Below are 17,461 nucleotides of genomic sequence, written 5' to 3'. Positions count from 1 at the left end.
GGTGGGGGGCGGGGGGGGGGCCCGTGGGCCGGCGCGAGGGGCTGGGGGGGGGCGCGCGGGCGGGGAACTCCCCGGCGGTGGGGCGCGGGGGCGCGCCCCCCGCCCCCCCTCGACCGTGTTCGGCGTCGGCTCGGCATCCGCGCTCACGCGTCGGCGACGGTCACCGGCAGTGCCGCGAGGTACGCCTGCGCGTTGCGGCGGGTCTCGGCCACGTTGTCCCCGCCGAACTTCTCCAGCACCGCGTCCGCGAGCACCAGCGCGACCATCGCCTCGGCGACCACGCCGGTCGCGGGCACCGAACACACGTCGCTGCGCTGCGCGATCGCCTTCGCCGGATCGCCGGTGCGCACATCGAACGTGGCCAGTGCCCGGGACAGGGTGGAGATCGGTTTCATCGCGGCGCGTACCCGCAGGAGTTCGCCGGAGGTCATCCCGCCCTCGATGCCGCCCGCGCGACCGGTCTCGCGGCGCACCCGGGCGGGGCCGGGCCGACCGGGGGCGACCGGGGTGATCTCGTCGTGGGCCACCGAGCCGCGCCGGGTCGCGGTGGTGAAGCCGTCGCCGACCTCGACCCCCTTGATCGCCTGGATGCCCATCAGCGCGGCGGCCAGGCGGGCGTCCAGGCGCCGATCCCAGTGCACGTGGCTGCCCAGGCCCGGCGGCAGCCCGTAGACCACCACCTCGACCACGCCGCCCAACGTGTCGGCGTCCTTGTGTGCGGCCTCGATCTCGGCGTTCATCGCGGCGGCGGTGTCCGGGTCGACGCAGCGCACCGGGTCGGCGTCGATCGCGTCCGCGCTGCCGGGTTCGGGCACCATGGCCTCGGGCAGCGCGACCGCGCCGATCCGCACCACGTGGCTGAGGATCTCCACCCCCAGCGTCTGGGCCAGGAACGCGCGCGCGACCTCGCCGATGGCCACCCGCGCCGCCGTCTCCCGCGCGCTGGCCCGCTCCAGTACCGGGCGGATGTCGTCGAAGCCGTACTTCTGCATGCCCGCGAGATCGGCGTGCCCGGGCCTGGGCCGGGTCAGCGCGGCGCCGCGCCCACGGTCCGGGAGCCGGCCCGGCTCGTCGTAGCGCCGACCGTCGGCGTCGGTGGGGTCGGGGGCCATCACCTCGGCCCACTTGGCCCATTCGGTGTTGGCCACCCGCAGCGCGACCGGGCCGCCCTGGGTGAGCCCGTGTCGGACCCCGCCGTTGAACTCGACCTCGTCGCGCTCGAAGCGCATCCGCGCTCCGCGACCGTTGCCCAGCCGACGCCGGGCCAGCGCCCGGGCCAAGTCACCGGAGGAGATCTCCACCCCGGCGGGCAACCCCTCCAGAACGGCGGTGAGCGCGGGACCATGCGATTCACCTGCGGTGAGCCAACGCAACATGGGAGTCCTTCTTTCGGTGTGGACGGGACGGGACTGGACGGGCGCGCGGACGGGCGGACGGGCGGGCCTGGCGGACGGACGAGCGGGGCGGGGCGGGGCGGGCGGGTCGAGCGGGCTGGGTGGCCCGGGCGAACGGGGCCGGGACGCAGGCGGGCGGCTCGGGCGCTCGGGCGATGCGAGGGCGAGGGGGGCGGGGCGGGGCGGGCAAGTCGACCGGGTTGGGCGGCGTGAGCGAGCGGGGCCGGGACGAACGCGGGCGGCTCGGGCGATGCGCGCGGGAGGGGGCGGGCGCGGTGGGCAGGGTTGGCAAGGGGACGGCGGGAGCGGGTTGGCACGGCAGAGGCGAGCGGGCCGATCGGCGTGCGTAAGCAGGGCCGGGATGAAGGCGGGAGGGGCGCGCGGGAGGGGTGGGCGAAGGGACGGCGGGAACGGGTGGCACAGCCGAGTCGAGCGCACGGGGCGAAAGGGCGCGGACGGATCGGGTGGGCGGGACGGGTGCGTATGGGCGGGGTGGGCGGGACGGGAACTCGTGCTGGGCCGGCGGGAAGGATGGGGAGGAACGGCGGGACGGGCGGGCTGGTGGGGCCGGAGTGCTGGACGTGTGGTGGTGGTGGGCTGGGGGTTGGCTGGCCGAGAGGGCACTTCGAGGTGGGTGGCGGGCTATGTGACCAGTAGGGCGATGCCGACTGTCGTGCCGATCACCACGACCAGGGCGCGTAGGACCGGTGCGGGCACTCGGCGGCCCAGGACTGCGCCCAGGCGTCCGCCCGCCACCGAGCCGAGGGCAAGCAACAGCACCGGGAGCCACGCCACTTCGGCGGTGATCGCGAACAGCACCGCGGCGACCAGGTTGACCAGAGCCTGGAGCAGGTTCTTCAGTCCGTTGAGCAGGTTCAGGTCCTCGTCGAGCACGATGGCGAGCAGCGCGAGCAGGAGCACGCCCTGAGCGGCGCCGAAGTACCCGCCGTACACGCTGACCGTGAACACCGCCCCGAGCAGCACCGGACCGACACCGCTCGCGCGGGCGGCCTCCGCCTGCCGCTCGCGACGCATGCCCCGCCGGCGCACCCGGCCGACGGCGACGGCGGGTTCCGGAGCCGCCTGTTGCTCGCCACGCACGCCCGGCCGGCCGGCCGGGCCGACGGCGGTGCCGGGCTCCGCGCCCGCCTGCCGATCGCGGTGTGGGTGCGCCGTACCGGCGGTGACGCCGGGATCCGGGCCTGCCTGTTGCTCGCCATGTGTGCCCGGTCGGTGCGGCAGGTCGATGCCGATGCCGGGCGCGGCGCCCGGCTCCCGTTCCCGACGCACGCCAAGCCGTCCTGCCGGACCGACGCCGCTGCCGGGTTCCGCGCTCGCCGGCCGGTCGCGGTGTGGGTGCGCCGGGGTGACGGCGACGCCGGGCTCCGGACTCGCCTGGGGCTCATCGGGGTTGGGGTCGGGGTTCGGGGGTGTGTGGCTGTCGCGACATACCCGCAGATGGTGGGCAGGGGGGCTGGGGGTGCCGGGCTCCGGACTCGCCTGGTGCTCGTTGGGCTTGGGGTTGGGGTCGGGGTTCGGGGGTGTGGGGCCGGCGCGGTTGGCCTCCGTCTGGTGGTCGCGACGTAGGGCCAGTCGGCGTGACAACCACGGTTGGGCGGCCATCAGGAGGGCGGCGAGGAGGATCAGGGCCGGGACGGCCGCGCGGAAGGCGCCCGGGGGAAGAGTGAGCAGGAGGAGGCCGCCGGTTGTGCCGCCCAGCACGGCGGCGATCGACAGGGGGAGCAACCGGGCGGACTGGGCGGCCAGTTCGAGGCGGTAGCCGAGTGCGCCGGTGATCGAGCCGGGGGTGAGTCCGATCGTGTTCGACACGTTGGCCACCACCGGCGGGTAGCCCAGTGCCAGCAGTACCGGGAACGTCAGCAACGAGCCGGAACCCACCACGGTGTTGACCGTGCCCGCGCCGAGGCCCGCCACGAGCACGAGCAGGGCCTCGGCGGGGCTCATGCCGAACTGCCGGGCAGCAGCGTGACCTTGCCGAATGCGGCGCCGCTCGCCAACCGGCGGTGTGCCTGGGCGGCATCCGCGAGCGGATAGGTCGTGTCCGGGACCGGGATCAGGGCGTGCGCGAGGCAGAAGTCTACCATCGCGGCGAAGTCCGCCGCCCCGCACGAGCCGGCGCCCAGCAGGGTGATCCCGGTGTGGAAGGCATGCGGCAGATCGAAGGTCGCCGCGGTGCCGGTGGTGTCGCCGCAGAAGACCAACCGGCCGCGCGGCCGCAGCGCATGCAGCGACGCCTGGAACAGCGCCGGGCCGACGTGGTCGAGCACCAGATCGACGCCGGCCCCGCCGGTCGCCGCCCGGGCCTGGGTGACCAGGTCCGAGGTGCCGGTGTCGATCAGCACGTCGGCCCCGGACTCGGCCATCCGGTCCAGTTTGGCCCGCGATCCTGAGGTGACCAGCACGCGCGCGCCCAGCGCCCGGGCCAGTTGCACCGCCGCGATGCTGATCCCGCTGCCCGCGCCGTGCACCATCAGCGTCTCGCCGGCCCGCAGGCCGCCGCGCACGACCAGGCCCTGCCAGGCCATGCCGTACGCGGTGGGCAGGCTCGCCGCGGCCACGTGGTCCAGCCCGGCCGGGATCGGGTGGGTGCGATCGGCGGGCACCACCGTCAACTCGGCATAGCCGCCGGGCCGGTTCCCGCCGACCACGCGCAGCGCCGCACACCATGCGTCGTCGCCCGACCGGCACGCCGCACAACGCCCGCAGTGCAGCGCCGGATTCACCAACACCCGCTCGCCCACCCGGCGTTCGTGCACGCCCGGGCCCACGGCCAGTACGTCACCCGCGACGTCCATGCCGGGCACGTGCGGGAGGGTGAAGTGCGGCAGCAGGCCGGGCCCGCGCCGCTGCAACAGGTCGAGCCGGTTCACCGCGGCGGCGCGGACCGCGATCAGCACCTCGCCGGGCCCCGGTTCGGGATCGGGCAGGGACACCCGCTCCAGGATCTCCGGGCCGCCGTGGCCCCGGTGCAGGACGGCCCTCATACGATCCCCCGCACGAACGGCGCGCCGAGAGCGGCGGGTTGGCGGTGTGTCTTGGCCAGGAACATCATCGCCAGCAGCGCCAACAGGTAGGGCGCGGCGATCAGCAGCTGCGAGTTCAGGTGTACCCCCAGCGCGGGCAGCGCCAGCCGCATCGCGTCGGCCGCGCCGAACACCAGACAACCCACCATCGTTCCGCGCAGCTTCCAGCCGCCGAAGATCACCGCCGCGATCACCACGTAGCCGCGGCCGGCGGTCATGTTCTGGTTGAACGCGCCGACTTCGCCGACCGCGAGATAGGCGCCGCCCAGTCCGGCCAGCACGCCGCACAGCAGCACGCTCTGCCGGCGCCGGCGGAGTACGTCGATCCCGGTCACGTCGGCCGATTGGGGATTCTCCCCGGCGGCGCGCAGTTCCAGGCCGAACCGGCTGCGCTGGACCAGCCACCACACCAGCGGGATCACGCCGACCAGCAGGTAGGCGGGCCAGCGATGGGCGAACAGCACCGGGCCGAGCAGCGGCAGGTCGGACAGGACGGGGATGTTCAGCGCGTCGACCTGATGCCCGGTCAGGTCGACCGAGTCCAGCAGGAAGCTGGTCAGGCCGAGCACGAGCGCGTTCAGGGCCAGCCCGACCACGTAGGTGTTGACCGACAGGCGATGGCTGAACTCGGCGTGCGCGAACCCGATGACCAGTCCGGCGAGCATGCCGAAGACCAGACCGAAGGAGGCGGATCCGGTCAACGAGGCGCCCCACACGGCGTTGAACGCGCCGCCGAGCATCATCGCCTCGACCGAGATGTTGATCGTGCCGGCCCGTTCGGCGATGTACTCGCCACAGGCCGCGAAGGCCAGCGGCACGGTGAGTCGGACCGAACTGGCCAGGACCATGGCAAGGTCGTCGATCATGTCAACCTCCTGGTCTCAGGCGCCTGCGGTGCGCCGGCGGCGCACCTCGGCGTAGGCGGCGGGAAAGACCGTGGCCAGCACCAGGAGCGCGGTGACCACGGCGACGATGTAGCGCGGTACGCCGGTCGCGGACAGGAATCCGCCGCCCGCTCGCAGCGCCCCGAAGAACAACGCGACGGGCACGGCGAGCATCGGCTTGTCCCGGGCCACCAGTGCCACCAGCAGGCCGTCGAAGCCGACGTTGTCGGCGAAGCCGTCCTGCATCCGGTGACCGCTGCCGGTGAGCATCACCCCGCCCGCGAGGCCGGCGAACGCGCCGGAGGCGAGCAGTGCGCCGCCGCCGATCAGCACCGCGCCGACGCCGGCCCGGTGTGCGGCCTTGGGGTTGAGGCCGAGCATCCGCACCCGGAAGCCGAGCCGGCTGCGCACCAGCACCACCGAGGTACCCACGGCGAGCACGAGGGCGATGAAGATGCCCGCGCCGATGTTGAAGTCGGGGTATTCGCCGATCCGGGGCAGCCAGACCGACTCGGCCAGCATGTCCGTCTGCGATGTGGTGACCTGGCCGGCCACCGCCTTCTCGCGCAGCAGCGACGGCGAGTTCACCGCGTACGACACGGCCTGGTTCGCCACGAAGATCAGGAGCAGGGTGCTGATCACCACCGCGACGCCGCGCCAGTAGAAGAGCAGGGCCGCGATGGCCGCCCACAGGGCGCCGCCGACGGCGGCGCCGAGCAGGGCCAGCATCAGGACCAGCGGGCCGGGGCCCGGGGTGAACAGCGCGATCGCGGCGCCCACGGCCGCGCCGACCAGGAGTTGGCCCTCCTGGCCGATGTTGAAGATGCCGGCGCGGGCGGCGATCACCGAGCCGATCGCGACCAGGAGCAGGGGTGCGGCCTGGTCGATGCTCTGCCCGATGGCCGCGCCGTCGGCCAGGCTGCCGTCGTACATCGCGCTCGCCGCGTCCCAGGGGGATTGGCCGACCAGCGCGATGAGCAGGCCGGCCAGGACGAGTGCGGTGGACAACGACGCCGCGTACAGCAACGGGGTGCGCGGGTCGGCGATCCGGAGCCGGCGACGCGGGCCGGCCGGCGGTGCGGCGACGGCCGGTGCGCGCTCGGATATCAGGGTCGGGGTCATGCCGCCTGGCCTCCCATCAGCAGGCCCAGTCGCTCGGTGTCGACGTCGGCGCGGTCCATCTCGCCGACGACGGCGCCCCGGTGGATGACCGCGACGCGGTGCGAGAGAGTGAGGATCTCCCCCAGTTCGGTGGACAGGAGCAGAACCGCGATGCCGGATCGGGCCGCGGCGTGCAGCCGTTCGGTCATGTACTCGATCGCGCCGATGTCCAGGCCCCGGGTCGGCTGCGCGGCGACCAATACCCTGGGCTGGGCCGCGAGTTCCCGGGCAAGCACCACCTTTTGCTGGTTTCCGCCGGACAGTTGCCGCATCGGGGTGTCCGGCGAGGGGGTGGCGATCTCGAATTCCTCGATCAACTCCCGGGCCCGCGCCGCCATTCGACGCCGACTGAGCATTCCTCTGCTGGTCACCGAGCCCAGGTCCGCCAGGACCAGGTTCTCCGCGACGCTCATGTCCAGGACACAACCGGACACGTGTCGGTCCTCGGGCACGATGCCCACTCCGGCGGCGTGCATCGCGCCGGGCCGGCCGGCGGCCACCGGCGCACCGCACACCTCCACCCGACCGGCACTGAGCGGAAGCAGGCTGGAGAGCAGATCGCCCAGCGCCGCTTGGCCGTTGCCCTCGACACCGGCCAGACCCAGGATCTCGCCGGCGCGCACCTCCAGGGTCAGTCCGCGCAGCAGCGGACGCCGGTCCGCGGTGCTCGCGTGCGCATCGCTGATCCGCAGCCGTACCTCGCCGGCCGGCGGCCTGGGATCCGGGGCGGGCGCGGCTGCCGGTTCGCGCACGTCCAGCAGTGCGGTGCCGCCGGTCGGCGTGCCGGTGCCGGGCTCGATCAGCGCGTCCAGTGCGCCGACCGCCGATGCGGCGGTCCACTTGGACAGTTCGCGGCCGACCATCTCCCGGGCCAGGGAGCGTACATCGGTGTCGGCGGTGGCCCGGCGGGCCACCACCCGCCCCTGGCGCATGATGGTGACCCGGTCGGTGGCGTGCACGATCTCGTCCAGCTTGTGGCTGATCAGGATCACCGCCTTGCCCTCGTCGGCGACCACCCGGCGCAGCACGGTGAACAGTTCGCGCGACTCCTCCAGGGTGAGCACCGAGGTCGGCTCGTCGAGGATGAGCACGCCGGGGTCGCGGCGCAGGCACTTGACGATCTCGACGCGTTGCCGCTGCCCGGTGGACAGGTCCTCGACGCACGCGTCGGGGTCCACCTCCAGGCCGTAGCGTTCGCCGACTTCGCGCACCAGTGCCCGGGCCCGATCCCGATCCACCCGGCCCCGGTCGCCGAGCACCACGTTCTCCCACACGCTGAGTCGGTCCACCAGGCTGAAGTGCTGGTGCACCATGGAGATTCCGTGTGCCGCGGCGGCCGAGGGGTCGGCGATCGTGGCGGGTTCGCCGCGCAGCAGGATTCGTCCGGTGTCCGGGACGACCAGGCCGAGCAGGATCTTCATCAGGGTGCTCTTGCCGGCGCCGTTCTCGCCGAGCAGGCCGTGGATCTCGCCGGCCTGCACCCGCAAGGAGACGTCCTCGCACGCCCGCACCGCGCCGAACCGCTTGCCGATGCCGAGCAGTTGCACGACGGGGACGGGGAGCACGGACGGCGCGGCCGGGTGCTCGTCTTCGGCCCGGGGTCGCGGGTCGGGTGCGGTCACGACCGTGTCACTTGCCTGCGGCGACGGCCTCATCGACCTTCACCTTCCCGCTGCCGATGTCCTGGATCAGTGCCTTGAGCTGCTGCTCCTGGTCGCCGGTGGGCTTGCAGAGCTTGACCGTGGGCACCGGGTCCTTGCCCAGGTGCCATTCGCGGGCCACGCCCATCCGCAGGGTGCCCTTCTTGAAGTCCTCCAGGGCACCGGCGAAGTAGGCGCCGGGGCTGAAGATCACCGACACCGCGTACTGCGCGCCGGGCGTCGAGCAGCGGTCGGTGCCGGGGGTGAGCGCGGGCACGCCCTTCTCGTTGGCGAGTTGGGTGACCACGTCGGTGGCGCCGCCGAGGTAGGGGTAGATCACCTTGACGCCCTGGCTGATCTGCGCCTGGGCGGCCTCCTTGGCCTTGCCGGAGTCGTTGAAGTCGCCGGTGAAGGTCTGCACCATCTCGGCGTCCGGGACGACCTTCTTGATTCCGGCCTCGAAGGCCTTGGCCACGTCCCGGGCGAACTGCAGGTCGGGGCCGGTGATGTAGCCGGCCTTCTTGCCGCCGTTCTCCTTGAGGATCAGGCCGGCCGCGTAACCGGCCACGTACAGCGACTCGTTGATGTAGTCGAGGGACTGGGTGAACTCGGGGGTCTGGGTCACGCCCTGGCCGCCGCTGATGTACCAGGCGATGCCCTTGCACTGCGGTTCCTTGGCCGCGCTGAGCGCGTCCTTGAGTTCGCTGGCGCCGATCGCGATCATGTCGACCTTCTGCCGACACAGGTTGCGGGCCTGCTGGACGGCGTTGGCCGGGTTGATCTTGTCGACCACGACGAGCTTCCACCCGTTGGCGTCGGCATAGCCGTTCGCCTCGTCGACGAAGCTCTGGTAGTAGCCCTTGTCCTTGGTATCGCCGGGGCTCATCACCCCGATGACGACCTTCTTGTCCTTGTTGACGTCGGGCTCGTTGGCGGGGAGGGTGCCGGCGCCGGGCGCACCGGCCGAGGCGGGCGCCCCGGCGGAGGCGGAAGAGGAGGAGGAGCCACCGCCACAGGCGGTGACCAGCAGTCCCGGTATGATGACCGAGGCCGCGATGACTCGAACCATGTTCTTCATCGGAAGGTCTCCAGACGAATCAGGGCGCGTTGGTTCGACACGGACCGACGGATGCGCGGCAACCCGGACGGGCACGGTGGGCGTGCCCGGTTCGGGTGTGCGGTGCCGCGGCCGGGGTGGATGTCGGTCCGGCGGAGGGACCCGTTCCGGTTGTGCCGGGAATTCCGGCCCGGATGCGGGTGGGGGTCGGTGCGCGGCGCCTGCGGCGCGCGCGACCGTCCGACAGTGGTGCGGAGTTGCCGAGCATGCGGTCCCGCGCCGAGGCACTACGCGAGATCGCGGGTGGTGCGATGGGTCAGCCGTTGCGGTATTCGTCGCGCGGCGGGGTGAAGATGTCCAGGATCCAGGTCTCGCCGTGCTCGGGGTCGCCGATGAACAGGCTGTCCCCGTGGTCGCAGCCCTTGGGTGCCCAGTAGACGTCGCCCGGGCCGAGCACCTGCCGCTCGTCCGAGTCGATCCGGAAGTCGAGCCTGCCCTTGAGCACCATGCCGTACTGCTCGTGCTCGGGATGGTCGTCGTAGGGGGTGGGTCCGCAGCCCTCGCGGATCCGCCACAGGGTCAGCATCATCTCGTCGCCGGTGTAGACCCGGCGCCGGAATCCGGGCTTGACCTCGACGAACTCGCTGTCGTCGAAGGCCCACACACGTTGTACGTCGCTCATGTCACGGCCGTCCTCTCCGGTTGATTCGCGCAATGGTTCCTCGGGCGGACCGACCCGCGGCCGATCCGGCACACCGGCCCGGGGCGCGGCACTAGAACATCCGGGCGGTCATCTGCCGCTCCACCTCGCCGAGATGGTCGGCGGCGGCGCGCGCGGCGGCGTCGGGGATGCCGGCCGCGACCGCGTCGGCGATGCCGCGGTGCGAGCGGCAGGACTCGGCGATCACCTGGCGGACCGCCTCGGCGTTGCCCTCCGCGTCGAGGAGCGAGGCGAAGTCGCCGGACGCGAATACCGCGTCGAGCACCTTCGCGTACAGCTCGCGCAGCGTGGTGTTGCCACACGCGCGGGCCAGCGCCGCGTGGAAGCGGCGGTCCTGGCGGCGGAACGCCTCCAGGGTCATCTGTGGGTCGAAGCCGGCCGCGAGTTCGCCGATCTCGGCCCGCTCGTCGGGTGCGGCGCGGATGGCGGCGAGGCGGGCGATGGCCACCTCGGTGACCTGGCGTACCTCGAACAGTTCCGAGACGCGCAGCTTGCGGCCGTCGTCCGCGTCGAAGGACACTCCGGGCAGTCGCTCGGCGACGTAGAACCGGTTGCCGCGCTTGACCAGGCAACCGAGCGAGACGAGTCCCTGGATCGCCTCGCGCACCGAGGTGCGGGCCACCCCGAACTGCTCGCACAGGGTACGTTCCGGGGGCAGTTGGGCGCCCGGGCGCAGTTCGCCCTCGCGCACGCTCGCCAGGAGTGCGTCGCGGACCTCCTCGGAGATCGTGCGGCGCGCGACCTTGGCGAAGCGGATCCGGTCCCCCGGTGCCCGCAGGGGCACTACGCGTCCGCCAGGGACGCGAAGCGCTCGCGTTCCGCGTCCAGGTCCAACGGCCGGATGATCGCCTCGTGCTCCTCGTCGCCCCAATACGCGGGCGGGACCAGCCACATGACCTCGAATTCGAGGCCGTCGGGGTCCTTGGCGTACAGGCTCTTGTTCGCGCCGTGGTCGCTCGCGCCGATCAACGCGCCCGCCGCCGTGAGGCGTTCGCGGGCCTCGGCCAGCACGTCGAGCGTGGGCACCTCCCACGCCACGTGGTACATGCCCACGGTGCGCCGGCCGGCCTGGGAGTCGCCCGCCTCGGCACCGATGGTGAAGAACGCGATGTCGTGGTGGTTCTCCGAGGCCGGCGCCCGCATGAAGACGTAGCTGCCGGGCGGGCCGTCGATGACGGTGATGAAGTCCAGCACCTCGTTGTAGAACCGGGCGGTCCGGTGTGCGTCGCGCACGTACAGCACCGCGTGGTTCATCCCGGTAACGGCCACGATCGGGCCTCCTCAGGGTGTGGGTCAGGCTGTTGGTCTGACAATCAGAAGGTATGAAGCTCGGTCAGGTGTGGTCATTGGTCCCCCAGCACAACCCCACGCTTCACCCGCTGTGCACCTGGACGTTCACCGCCTTGGTACGGGTGTAGGCGTCCACGCCGGTCCGGGCGAACCCGCTGGCCCGGCGCGGCTCGCCGCGTCCGCCGTTCATGTCCGGCGCGAAATGGCAGTTCACGTTGACCTCACCGCAGTCCAGCGCGTCCGAGAAGCGGAACGCGCGCTCGATGTCGCGGGTGAACACCGTGCCGTTGAGGCCGTACCGGGTCCCGTTGGCCAGCGCGATCGCCTCGGCCTCGTCGCGGAAGGGCATCGCGGCCAGCACCGGCCCGAACACCTCCTCCTGCTCCACCTCGCAGCCGCGCCGCACCCCGCCCAGCACGGTCGGCGCGACATAGGTCGGCAGGAGTCCGTCCGCAAGGCCCGGTTTACCGACCACGGAGGCGTCGCCCGCGTCCAGTGCCCGGCTCACGAAACCGCGGACCCGGTCCGCGTGCCGCTCGTTGATCAGGGGCCCGATGAAGGTGTCCGGGTGCAGCGCGTCGCCCACCGGCAGCGTGGCCGCCGCCGCCGCGACCGCCTCCACCACCTGCTCGTACACCGACTCCTCGATCAGCAGTCGACTGCCCGCGACGCACACCTCGCCCATGTTCACGAACGCGGCCATCATCGCCCAGCCCACGGCCTGGTCCAGGTCGGCGTCGGCGAACACCACGACCGGCGACTTGCCGCCCAGTTCCAGATGCACCGGGGTCAGGTTGCGGGCGGCGGCGGCCAGCACGTGGCGGCCGGTCTCGGTGCCGCCGGTCAGGCTGATCAGGTCGAACCGCCTGTCGGTGATCAGCCGCTCGCCGACCGTCGAGCCCGGGCCCAGCACGATGTTCACCACCCCCGCCGGCAACCCGGCGGCGGTCAGGATCCGGCCCAGTTCGACCAGCGTCACCACCGCGTCCACCGGCGGCTTGGCCACGATCGAGCAGCCCGCCGCGAGCGCCGAGGCGATCCGCTGGCTGCCCGTCATCAGCGGCCCGTTCCACGGCAACAACTCGGCCACCACGCCGGCCGGCTCGCGCAGCCGCAGGGTCAGCAGGTCCGGGCCGCCGCCGGGCAACAGGTCCGGCGGGAAGGACGAACGTCGCACGTCGCCGTGCGTGGTGCGACAGATCGCCGCGGCGTAGGAGAAGGCGTTGGCCGCCTCGTACACGTCGTTGGTCAGCGCCCCGGAGATCGCCTTGCCCGTGTCCATCGCCTCCAGTGCGGCCAGCCGGCCGGCGTCCGCGCGGATCGCCGCGGCCACCGCCTCCAGCACCTCGGCCTTGCGCGGGCCCGGCATGCGCTGCCACACCCCGGCGTCGAAGCTGGTGCGCGCAGCCGAGATCGCCGCCTCGACCTCGGCGTCGCTCGCCGCCAGGTAGGAGGCTGGTTGCCCACCGGTCGAGGGGTCGAACACCGGCCGCCGCTCGCCGTCGAACGACTCGCGCCCGTCGATCAGCTGCGGGTACGGGTCCGGGCGCAGCCACTCGGCGCGGATGCGCGGCTCGCTGCTGGTGGTGTCGGACATGCGGCAACTCCCTGGACGCGGCGGACGGACCTTCGAGCCGGATACGCCGTGCCGGGCGCCGCAACCTGGTAAGCCTCGCCCGACACGGCACCGGTTCAGGTTTGCCCTCGCCGCCCTGTGCTCGCATTGTGTCCCCGGCATGTACTGAGCCCACTTGATTGTGCTCCCGGCCACGATGCCTGCGGACGGCGCCGGGCCTAGTGTCCCCGGACATGGTGAGTTCGCAGGTGAGAGCAACGTGAGCGGCGCCGGGCCGACGCGGCCCGACCTGTTGGTCGTCGGCGGTGACGTGGTCACCATGAACGCGCGCCGCGAGGTGCTGTTGGGCGGCACGGTCGCCGTCGCGGGCGAGCGCATCCTCGCCGTCGGCGCCACCGGCGAGCTGCGGGCCCGCTGGCCGGGCACGCCCGAGTGGGACGCGAGCGACTGCGTCGTCACCCCGGGCATGGTCAACGCGCACCTGCACCAGACCGGCGATCCGCTGGCCCGCGCCCGAATACCGGACGACCTGCCGCCGGGCGCCGCCGTCGACACCTGGGCGGTGCCGCTGCACGCGGCGCATCGACCCGACGACGACGAACTGTCCGCGCTGCTCGCCGGCGTGGAGAGCGTGCGCAACGGCGTCACCACGATCATCGAGGCGGGCACGGTGGCCCACCCGCATCGGGTGGCCGCCGCGATGACCGAGGTCGGCGTGCGCGGCGGCATCGGCGCATGGGGCTGGGACGTGCCCGGCGCACCGTTCGCCGCACCGGCCGCCGAGGTGCTGGATCGGCTCGGCGAACTGGTCGCGGCCTACCCGGCCGGCGGCTCGGTCGAGGGCTGGGTCACCCTGGTCGGCCACGGCCTGGCCTCGGACGAACTGCTCACCGGCGCCGCCGACCTGGCCCGCGACACCGGCTCCCGGATGACGATGCACCTGTCCCCGTCGAGCGCCGACCCCGACGACTACCTGCGCCGCACCGGGCGCCGGCCCGTGCTGCACCTGGCCGAGTTGGGTGTGCTGGGCCCGCACCTGCTGCTCGCCCACGCGGTCTGGCTGGACGACGCCGAGGTCGAGGCGTTGTTGGCGGACCGTACCGCGGTCGCCTACTGCCCGTGGGCCTATCTGCGGCTGGGCCAGGGCGTCACGCACGCCGGGCGGCACGCCGAGTTCTCGCGCCGCGGCGGCCGGCTCGCGCTGGGCACCGACGCGGGCAACGCCGCCGACTCGGCCGATCTGCTGCGCACCGCGGCGCTCGCGGTGGGCCTGGCCAAGGACATGGCGATCGACCCCACCGGCCTCGGGGCCGCCGAGGCGCTGGAGTTGGCCACCATCGGCGGCGCCGAGGCGGTCGGCATGGCCGATCGCATCGGCTCGCTCGAACCGGGCAAGTTCGCCGACCTGGTGGTGCACGACGCCACCGGCCCGCAGTGGACCCCGCGCGGCGACATCGCCCAGCAGCTGGTGTGGTCCTCGGACGGCCGCTCGGTGCGCGACGTGCTGATCGGCGGCCGGGTCGTGGTCCGCGACCACACGTGCGTCACCGTCGACGAGCGGGCCCTGCGCACCTTCGCCGCCCGCGCGTCGACCGCCCTGCTCGCCCGGGCCGGCGTACCGCTGCGCACGTGCTGGCCGACGGTGCCGGCGCACTGAGTCGCGTATCGGGTCGCGCACCACCGGGTTCGGTCCGCCGAACGCCGCGTCCCGCATCCCACAGTTTTCGCCAACGGAGGAGCCCCACATGCGAGTTGCCGTAGTCACCGCCCCCGAACAGGTCGATCTGCGCGAGGAGCCGGTGCCCGAGGTCGGGCCGGAGGACGTGCTCGTGCGGGTCGGTCGCACCGGCCTGTGCACCATGGAGCGCCGGCTCTACCTGGGCACCAAGCCGATCTACCCGGTCGCCCCCGGCCACGAGGTCGCCGGCGAGGTGGTCGCGCTCGGCAGCGCGGTCGCCGGGCTGCCCGGGGTCGCGGCCGTCGGCGACACGGTCACCGTCGACCTGCTCACCCGCTGCGGCACCTGCACCTCGTGTCGACGCGGGCGCAGCGCGCTGTGCAAACGACCGCAGGGCGGCGCGCTGGCCGACGGCACCATCTCGATGGGCGCCGGCTTCGCCGAGTTCGTCAAGGTCGCGGCGGTGCAGACGTTCCGCACCGGCGACGCGCCGATCGCGCACGCCGCGATGGGCGAACCACTGGCCTGCGTCGCGCACTCGGTCCGACTGGGCGGGCTGCGGGCCGGCGACCGGGTCGCGGTGATCGGCGCCGGGTACATGGGCCGGCTGCACTTGGCCCTGGCCCGGTTCAAGGGCGCCGGGTCGGTCGGCCTGATCGACATCAGCGACGACCGGCTCGCCGAGGCCCGCGCGGCCGGCGCCGACTGGACGAGCACCCCGGAGGAGGCGGCCGGCACCGGCGGGAAGCAGGACGTCGTCTTCGTCACCGCCGGCGCCCCCGGTGCCCTGGAGACCGCGCTCTCCCTGTGCGACGACGGCGGCACGGTGGTGTTGTTCGGCGCCTTCCCCAAGGACGTCCTGGCCGGTGTCGGGCCGGACCACGTGCACCACCACGAACTGAGCATCGTCGGCGTGTACAGCCAGGAACCCCGGGACTGGACCGAGGCCGCCGCGATCATCGCCTCCGGACGCCTGGCCGCCGAACTGGACGCGCTGGTCACCGCGACCTACCCGCTCGCCGAGGTCGACGCCGCCTTCCGGCTGGCGGCCGAGTCGCCGGTCTACCGCGTCCTCGTGGGCGGTTGAGCGTGTCCGGCTCGCCCGCCGTCGTCGTCGGCGTCGACGTCGGGAGCAACTCGGTACGCGCCCTCGCGCTCGACCCGGACGGCGTCGTCCTGGGCGCGACCACCGCCGGCTACCCCGGTGCGGCCGGCTGGGAGCCCGGCCACGCCGACCCGTACGCCTGGTTCGCCGCCACCGCGCAGGCGCTCGCCGAACTGCGCGCGCTGGTGCCCGGTGCGGCCCGTCCCGCCGCGCTGTGTCTGGGCGGCCAGAGCCCGACCACCGTGCCCGAGGCGGTGCCTCGGCCCGGTATCGCCGCGGCGCTGACCTGCCGGCACCCGGCGGGCGCGACCGGATCGCCGGTCGAGCAGCATCACGCGCAGCACGCCGCGCTGCGCGCCGCCCACGGGCCCGACGTGCAGGCGTGGCAGCTCTACGACTGGCTGGCCGCGCGCTTCGGCGCGGAGCGGGCGCAGGCCCGCTGGCCCGGGGATCCGCCGCTGACCGGCTACGGGCCGATCGTGGCGACCGGGTCGGTGGTGGGCACGGTCGGCACCGGGCACGACATCGCGGCCGGCACCCCGCTGGTGGCCGGCGCCCAGGACGCGTATCTGGCGTTCTGGGCGGGTGGGCTGGACCGGCCCGGCCGGGCGATGGACCCCGGCGGGCGGACCGGCGGCCTGGCCGTCGCGGTGCCCGCGGGCTCGCCCGCCGCCGATGCGTACGCGCTGCCCTCGGCGGTATCGGGGATCGACATCGTCGGCGGTCCGGTCGCCGCGCACGGACTGATCCTGGAGTGGCTGCGCGACCTGACCGGACGCGACGTGCGCGACCTGCTGGCACTGGCCGCCGAGGTGCCGCCCGGCGCCCGCGGCGTCCTGGTGCTGCCCTACCTGGAAGGCGAGCGCGCCCCGCGCTGGAACCGCGAGTTGCGCGGCGAGGTCTTCGGGCTGAGCGCGGGCTCCGGACCCGGCGAACTGGCCCGCGCGGTCCTGGAGGGCACCGCGTACGGCCTCGCGCACATCGCCCGGGAACTGGGCGCGCGCGGCGCCCGACTGGACACCCTGGTCTGTGCCGGATCGCCCGCGCGCAGCCCGCTGTGGTGTTCGATCAAGGCCGCCGTGCTCGGCGTGCCGGTCGAGGTGCCCGCGGAGACCGACCTGGCCGCCTACGGCGCGGCGCTCGCCGCCGGCGCGGGGGCACGCTGGTGGCCCGCGCCCGGTACCGGGCGCGCCGGCGACTGGCCGCGCCCGGCGATGACCGTGCTCGACCCCGAACCGCATCCCGAGTACGCGGCAGGCCTGCGCCGCTTCCTCGACCTGGGCGACGCGGCGCAGGCACGCCTGTCCGTACCGGCCGACGCCGGCGTTTCGAGCCGCTCCGGACCCAACCCCGCCGAACCGACCCCTTCCGAACCGCGCCTCGTCGAACCGAACCTCTCCGCCAACCCCGCCGAACCGAACCTCTCCGAGGAGCCGACGTGCCCAATCCGGTGATTTTCATGGACCTGCCGACCCCCGACGTGGAGGCCACCTCCGCGTTCTACGCGGCGCTGTTCGACTGGGACTTCAAGCGGCGACCCGCCGGCGAGTTCAGCGAGGTGCTCCCGGGCGTCAAGCCCAACCTCGGGATCCGCCGCGAGGCGCGCCCGGCGGCGGGGCCGGTGCCGCGCATCTACGTGATGGTCGACGAGCCGCCCGCCTACCTCGACAAGGCGGTCGCGGCCGGCGCGAGCGTGTTGTGGGAGGAGAAGCCGTGGGCCGAGTTCGAGGCCCGCTACGCGGCGTTCCGCGACCCGTGGGGCAACGAGGTCGTGTTGTGGCGCGACAAGGGCACCTACTTCACCCACGGCCACGCCCACCAGGTCTGACGCTTCGTCGGATCCGGTTTTTCACAAGCGAGTTCGCCACACGCGAGCCGGCCACACGCGAGCTTCCCACACCCGAGTTCGCC

At 73.5% G+C, this 17,461-nt stretch carries 15 protein-coding genes; 4 read left to right on the top strand and 11 right to left on the bottom strand.

What is annotated here, in order from left to right; genetic code table 11:
* Positions 1-143: 143 nt before the first annotated feature.
* The 11 genes from aroC to ACIBM5_RS38290 all read right to left on the bottom strand — a co-directional run bounded on the left by aroC (position 144) and on the right by ACIBM5_RS38290 (position 12,788).
* Positions 144-1,376 (bottom strand): chorismate synthase, encoded by a 1,233-nt coding sequence (aroC, locus tag ACIBM5_RS38340; protein ID WP_396011350.1) that lies wholly within the window; start codon positions 1,374-1,376, stop codon positions 144-146.
* Between the two features lie 660 nt (positions 1,377-2,036).
* Positions 2,037-3,359: a TSUP family transporter gene (locus ACIBM5_RS38335; RefSeq protein ID WP_396011349.1), complete on the bottom strand. Its 1,323-nt coding sequence runs from the start codon at positions 3,357-3,359 to the stop codon at positions 2,037-2,039.
* Positions 3,356-4,399, bottom strand: coding sequence for a zinc-binding dehydrogenase (locus ACIBM5_RS38330; protein ID WP_396011348.1), 1,044 nt, complete (start codon positions 4,397-4,399; stop codon positions 3,356-3,358). Before ACIBM5_RS38330 ends, ACIBM5_RS38335 begins: the two co-directional genes overlap by 4 nt.
* Positions 4,396-5,304 carry an ABC transporter permease gene (locus tag ACIBM5_RS38325; protein WP_396011347.1) on the bottom strand — a complete coding sequence of 303 codons (909 nt, stop codon included), beginning with the start codon at positions 5,302-5,304 and terminating at the stop codon, positions 4,396-4,398. The genes ACIBM5_RS38330 and ACIBM5_RS38325 overlap by 4 nt, the downstream gene beginning before the upstream one ends.
* 15 nt (positions 5,305-5,319) lie before the next feature.
* Positions 5,320-6,444 (bottom strand): ABC transporter permease, encoded by a 1,125-nt coding sequence (locus tag ACIBM5_RS38320; RefSeq protein ID WP_396011346.1) that lies wholly within the window; start codon positions 6,442-6,444, stop codon positions 5,320-5,322.
* A complete protein-coding gene (locus ACIBM5_RS38315) occupies positions 6,441-8,105 on the bottom strand; it encodes an ABC transporter ATP-binding protein (RefSeq protein ID WP_396011345.1) in 1,665 nt (554 codons plus the stop codon). Before ACIBM5_RS38315 ends, ACIBM5_RS38320 begins: the two co-directional genes overlap by 4 nt.
* Positions 8,106-8,112: 7 nt before the next feature.
* Complete coding sequence (locus ACIBM5_RS38310) at positions 8,113-9,192, bottom strand: BMP family ABC transporter substrate-binding protein (protein WP_391589512.1); 1,080 nt, start codon at positions 9,190-9,192, stop codon at positions 8,113-8,115.
* A 304-nt stretch (positions 9,193-9,496) separates the two neighbouring features.
* Complete coding sequence (locus tag ACIBM5_RS38305) at positions 9,497-9,862, bottom strand: cupin domain-containing protein (RefSeq protein ID WP_020553735.1); 366 nt, start codon at positions 9,860-9,862, stop codon at positions 9,497-9,499.
* A gap of 91 nt (positions 9,863-9,953) precedes the next feature.
* Complete coding sequence (locus tag ACIBM5_RS38300; RefSeq protein ID WP_391589511.1) at positions 9,954-10,685, bottom strand: FadR/GntR family transcriptional regulator; 732 nt, start codon at positions 10,683-10,685, stop codon at positions 9,954-9,956.
* On the bottom strand, positions 10,685-11,170 hold the full coding sequence (locus ACIBM5_RS38295) for a VOC family protein (RefSeq protein WP_396011344.1): 486 nt from the start codon (positions 11,168-11,170) through the stop codon (positions 10,685-10,687). Before ACIBM5_RS38295 ends, ACIBM5_RS38300 begins: the two co-directional genes overlap by 1 nt.
* A 103-nt stretch (positions 11,171-11,273) precedes the next feature.
* A complete protein-coding gene (locus ACIBM5_RS38290; RefSeq protein WP_396011343.1) occupies positions 11,274-12,788 on the bottom strand; it encodes an aldehyde dehydrogenase family protein in 1,515 nt (504 codons plus the stop codon).
* Between the two features lie 238 nt (positions 12,789-13,026).
* Here ACIBM5_RS38290 and ACIBM5_RS38285 point away from each other — a divergent pair, with 238 nt between their 5' ends.
* The 4 genes from ACIBM5_RS38285 to ACIBM5_RS38270 all read left to right on the top strand — a co-directional run bounded on the left by ACIBM5_RS38285 (position 13,027) and on the right by ACIBM5_RS38270 (position 17,378).
* Positions 13,027-14,424 carry an amidohydrolase family protein gene (locus ACIBM5_RS38285; RefSeq protein WP_396011342.1) on the top strand — a complete coding sequence of 466 codons (1,398 nt, stop codon included), beginning with the start codon at positions 13,027-13,029 and terminating at the stop codon, positions 14,422-14,424.
* Positions 14,425-14,512: 88 nt separating this feature from the next.
* Positions 14,513-15,532: a zinc-binding dehydrogenase gene (locus ACIBM5_RS38280; RefSeq protein ID WP_396011341.1), complete on the top strand. Its 1,020-nt coding sequence runs from the start codon at positions 14,513-14,515 to the stop codon at positions 15,530-15,532.
* 2 nt (positions 15,533-15,534) lie between these two features.
* Entirely contained in the window at positions 15,535-17,004 is a 1,470-nt protein-coding gene (locus ACIBM5_RS38275) for an FGGY-family carbohydrate kinase (protein ID WP_396011352.1), read from the top strand.
* A complete protein-coding gene (locus ACIBM5_RS38270; protein WP_396011340.1) occupies positions 16,989-17,378 on the top strand; it encodes a VOC family protein in 390 nt (129 codons plus the stop codon). Before ACIBM5_RS38275 ends, ACIBM5_RS38270 begins: the two co-directional genes overlap by 16 nt.
* Positions 17,379-17,461 lie beyond the last annotated feature (83 nt).

The organism is Embleya sp. NPDC050493 (assembly GCF_044458105.1).
Lineage (GTDB): Bacteria > Actinomycetota > Actinomycetes > Streptomycetales > Streptomycetaceae > Embleya.
The sequence above is the reverse complement of the archived record's forward strand: the minus strand, read 5'-3'. Positions and strand labels throughout refer to the sequence as shown.

Excerpts from the sequence above, each read along its gene's own strand:
- aroC (WP_396011350.1), bottom strand. The coding sequence starts at position 1,376 with ATGTTGCGTTGGCTCACCGCAGGTGAATCGCATGGTCCCGCGCTCACC.
- ACIBM5_RS38305 (WP_020553735.1), bottom strand. The coding sequence starts at position 9,862 with ATGAGCGACGTACAACGTGTGTGGGCCTTCGACGACAGCGAGTTCGTC.
- ACIBM5_RS38320 (WP_396011346.1), bottom strand. The coding sequence starts at position 6,444 with ATGACCCCGACCCTGATATCCGAGCGCGCACCGGCCGTCGCCGCACCG.
- ACIBM5_RS38290 (WP_396011343.1), bottom strand. The coding sequence starts at position 12,788 with ATGTCCGACACCACCAGCAGCGAGCCGCGCATCCGCGCCGAGTGGCTG.
- ACIBM5_RS38330 (WP_396011348.1), bottom strand. The coding sequence starts at position 4,399 with ATGAGGGCCGTCCTGCACCGGGGCCACGGCGGCCCGGAGATCCTGGAG.
- ACIBM5_RS38325 (WP_396011347.1), bottom strand. The coding sequence starts at position 5,304 with ATGATCGACGACCTTGCCATGGTCCTGGCCAGTTCGGTCCGACTCACC.
- ACIBM5_RS38280 (WP_396011341.1), top strand. The coding sequence starts at position 14,513 with ATGCGAGTTGCCGTAGTCACCGCCCCCGAACAGGTCGATCTGCGCGAG.
- ACIBM5_RS38310 (WP_391589512.1), bottom strand. The coding sequence starts at position 9,192 with ATGGTTCGAGTCATCGCGGCCTCGGTCATCATACCGGGACTGCTGGTC.
- ACIBM5_RS38335 (WP_396011349.1), bottom strand. The coding sequence starts at position 3,359 with ATGAGCCCCGCCGAGGCCCTGCTCGTGCTCGTGGCGGGCCTCGGCGCG.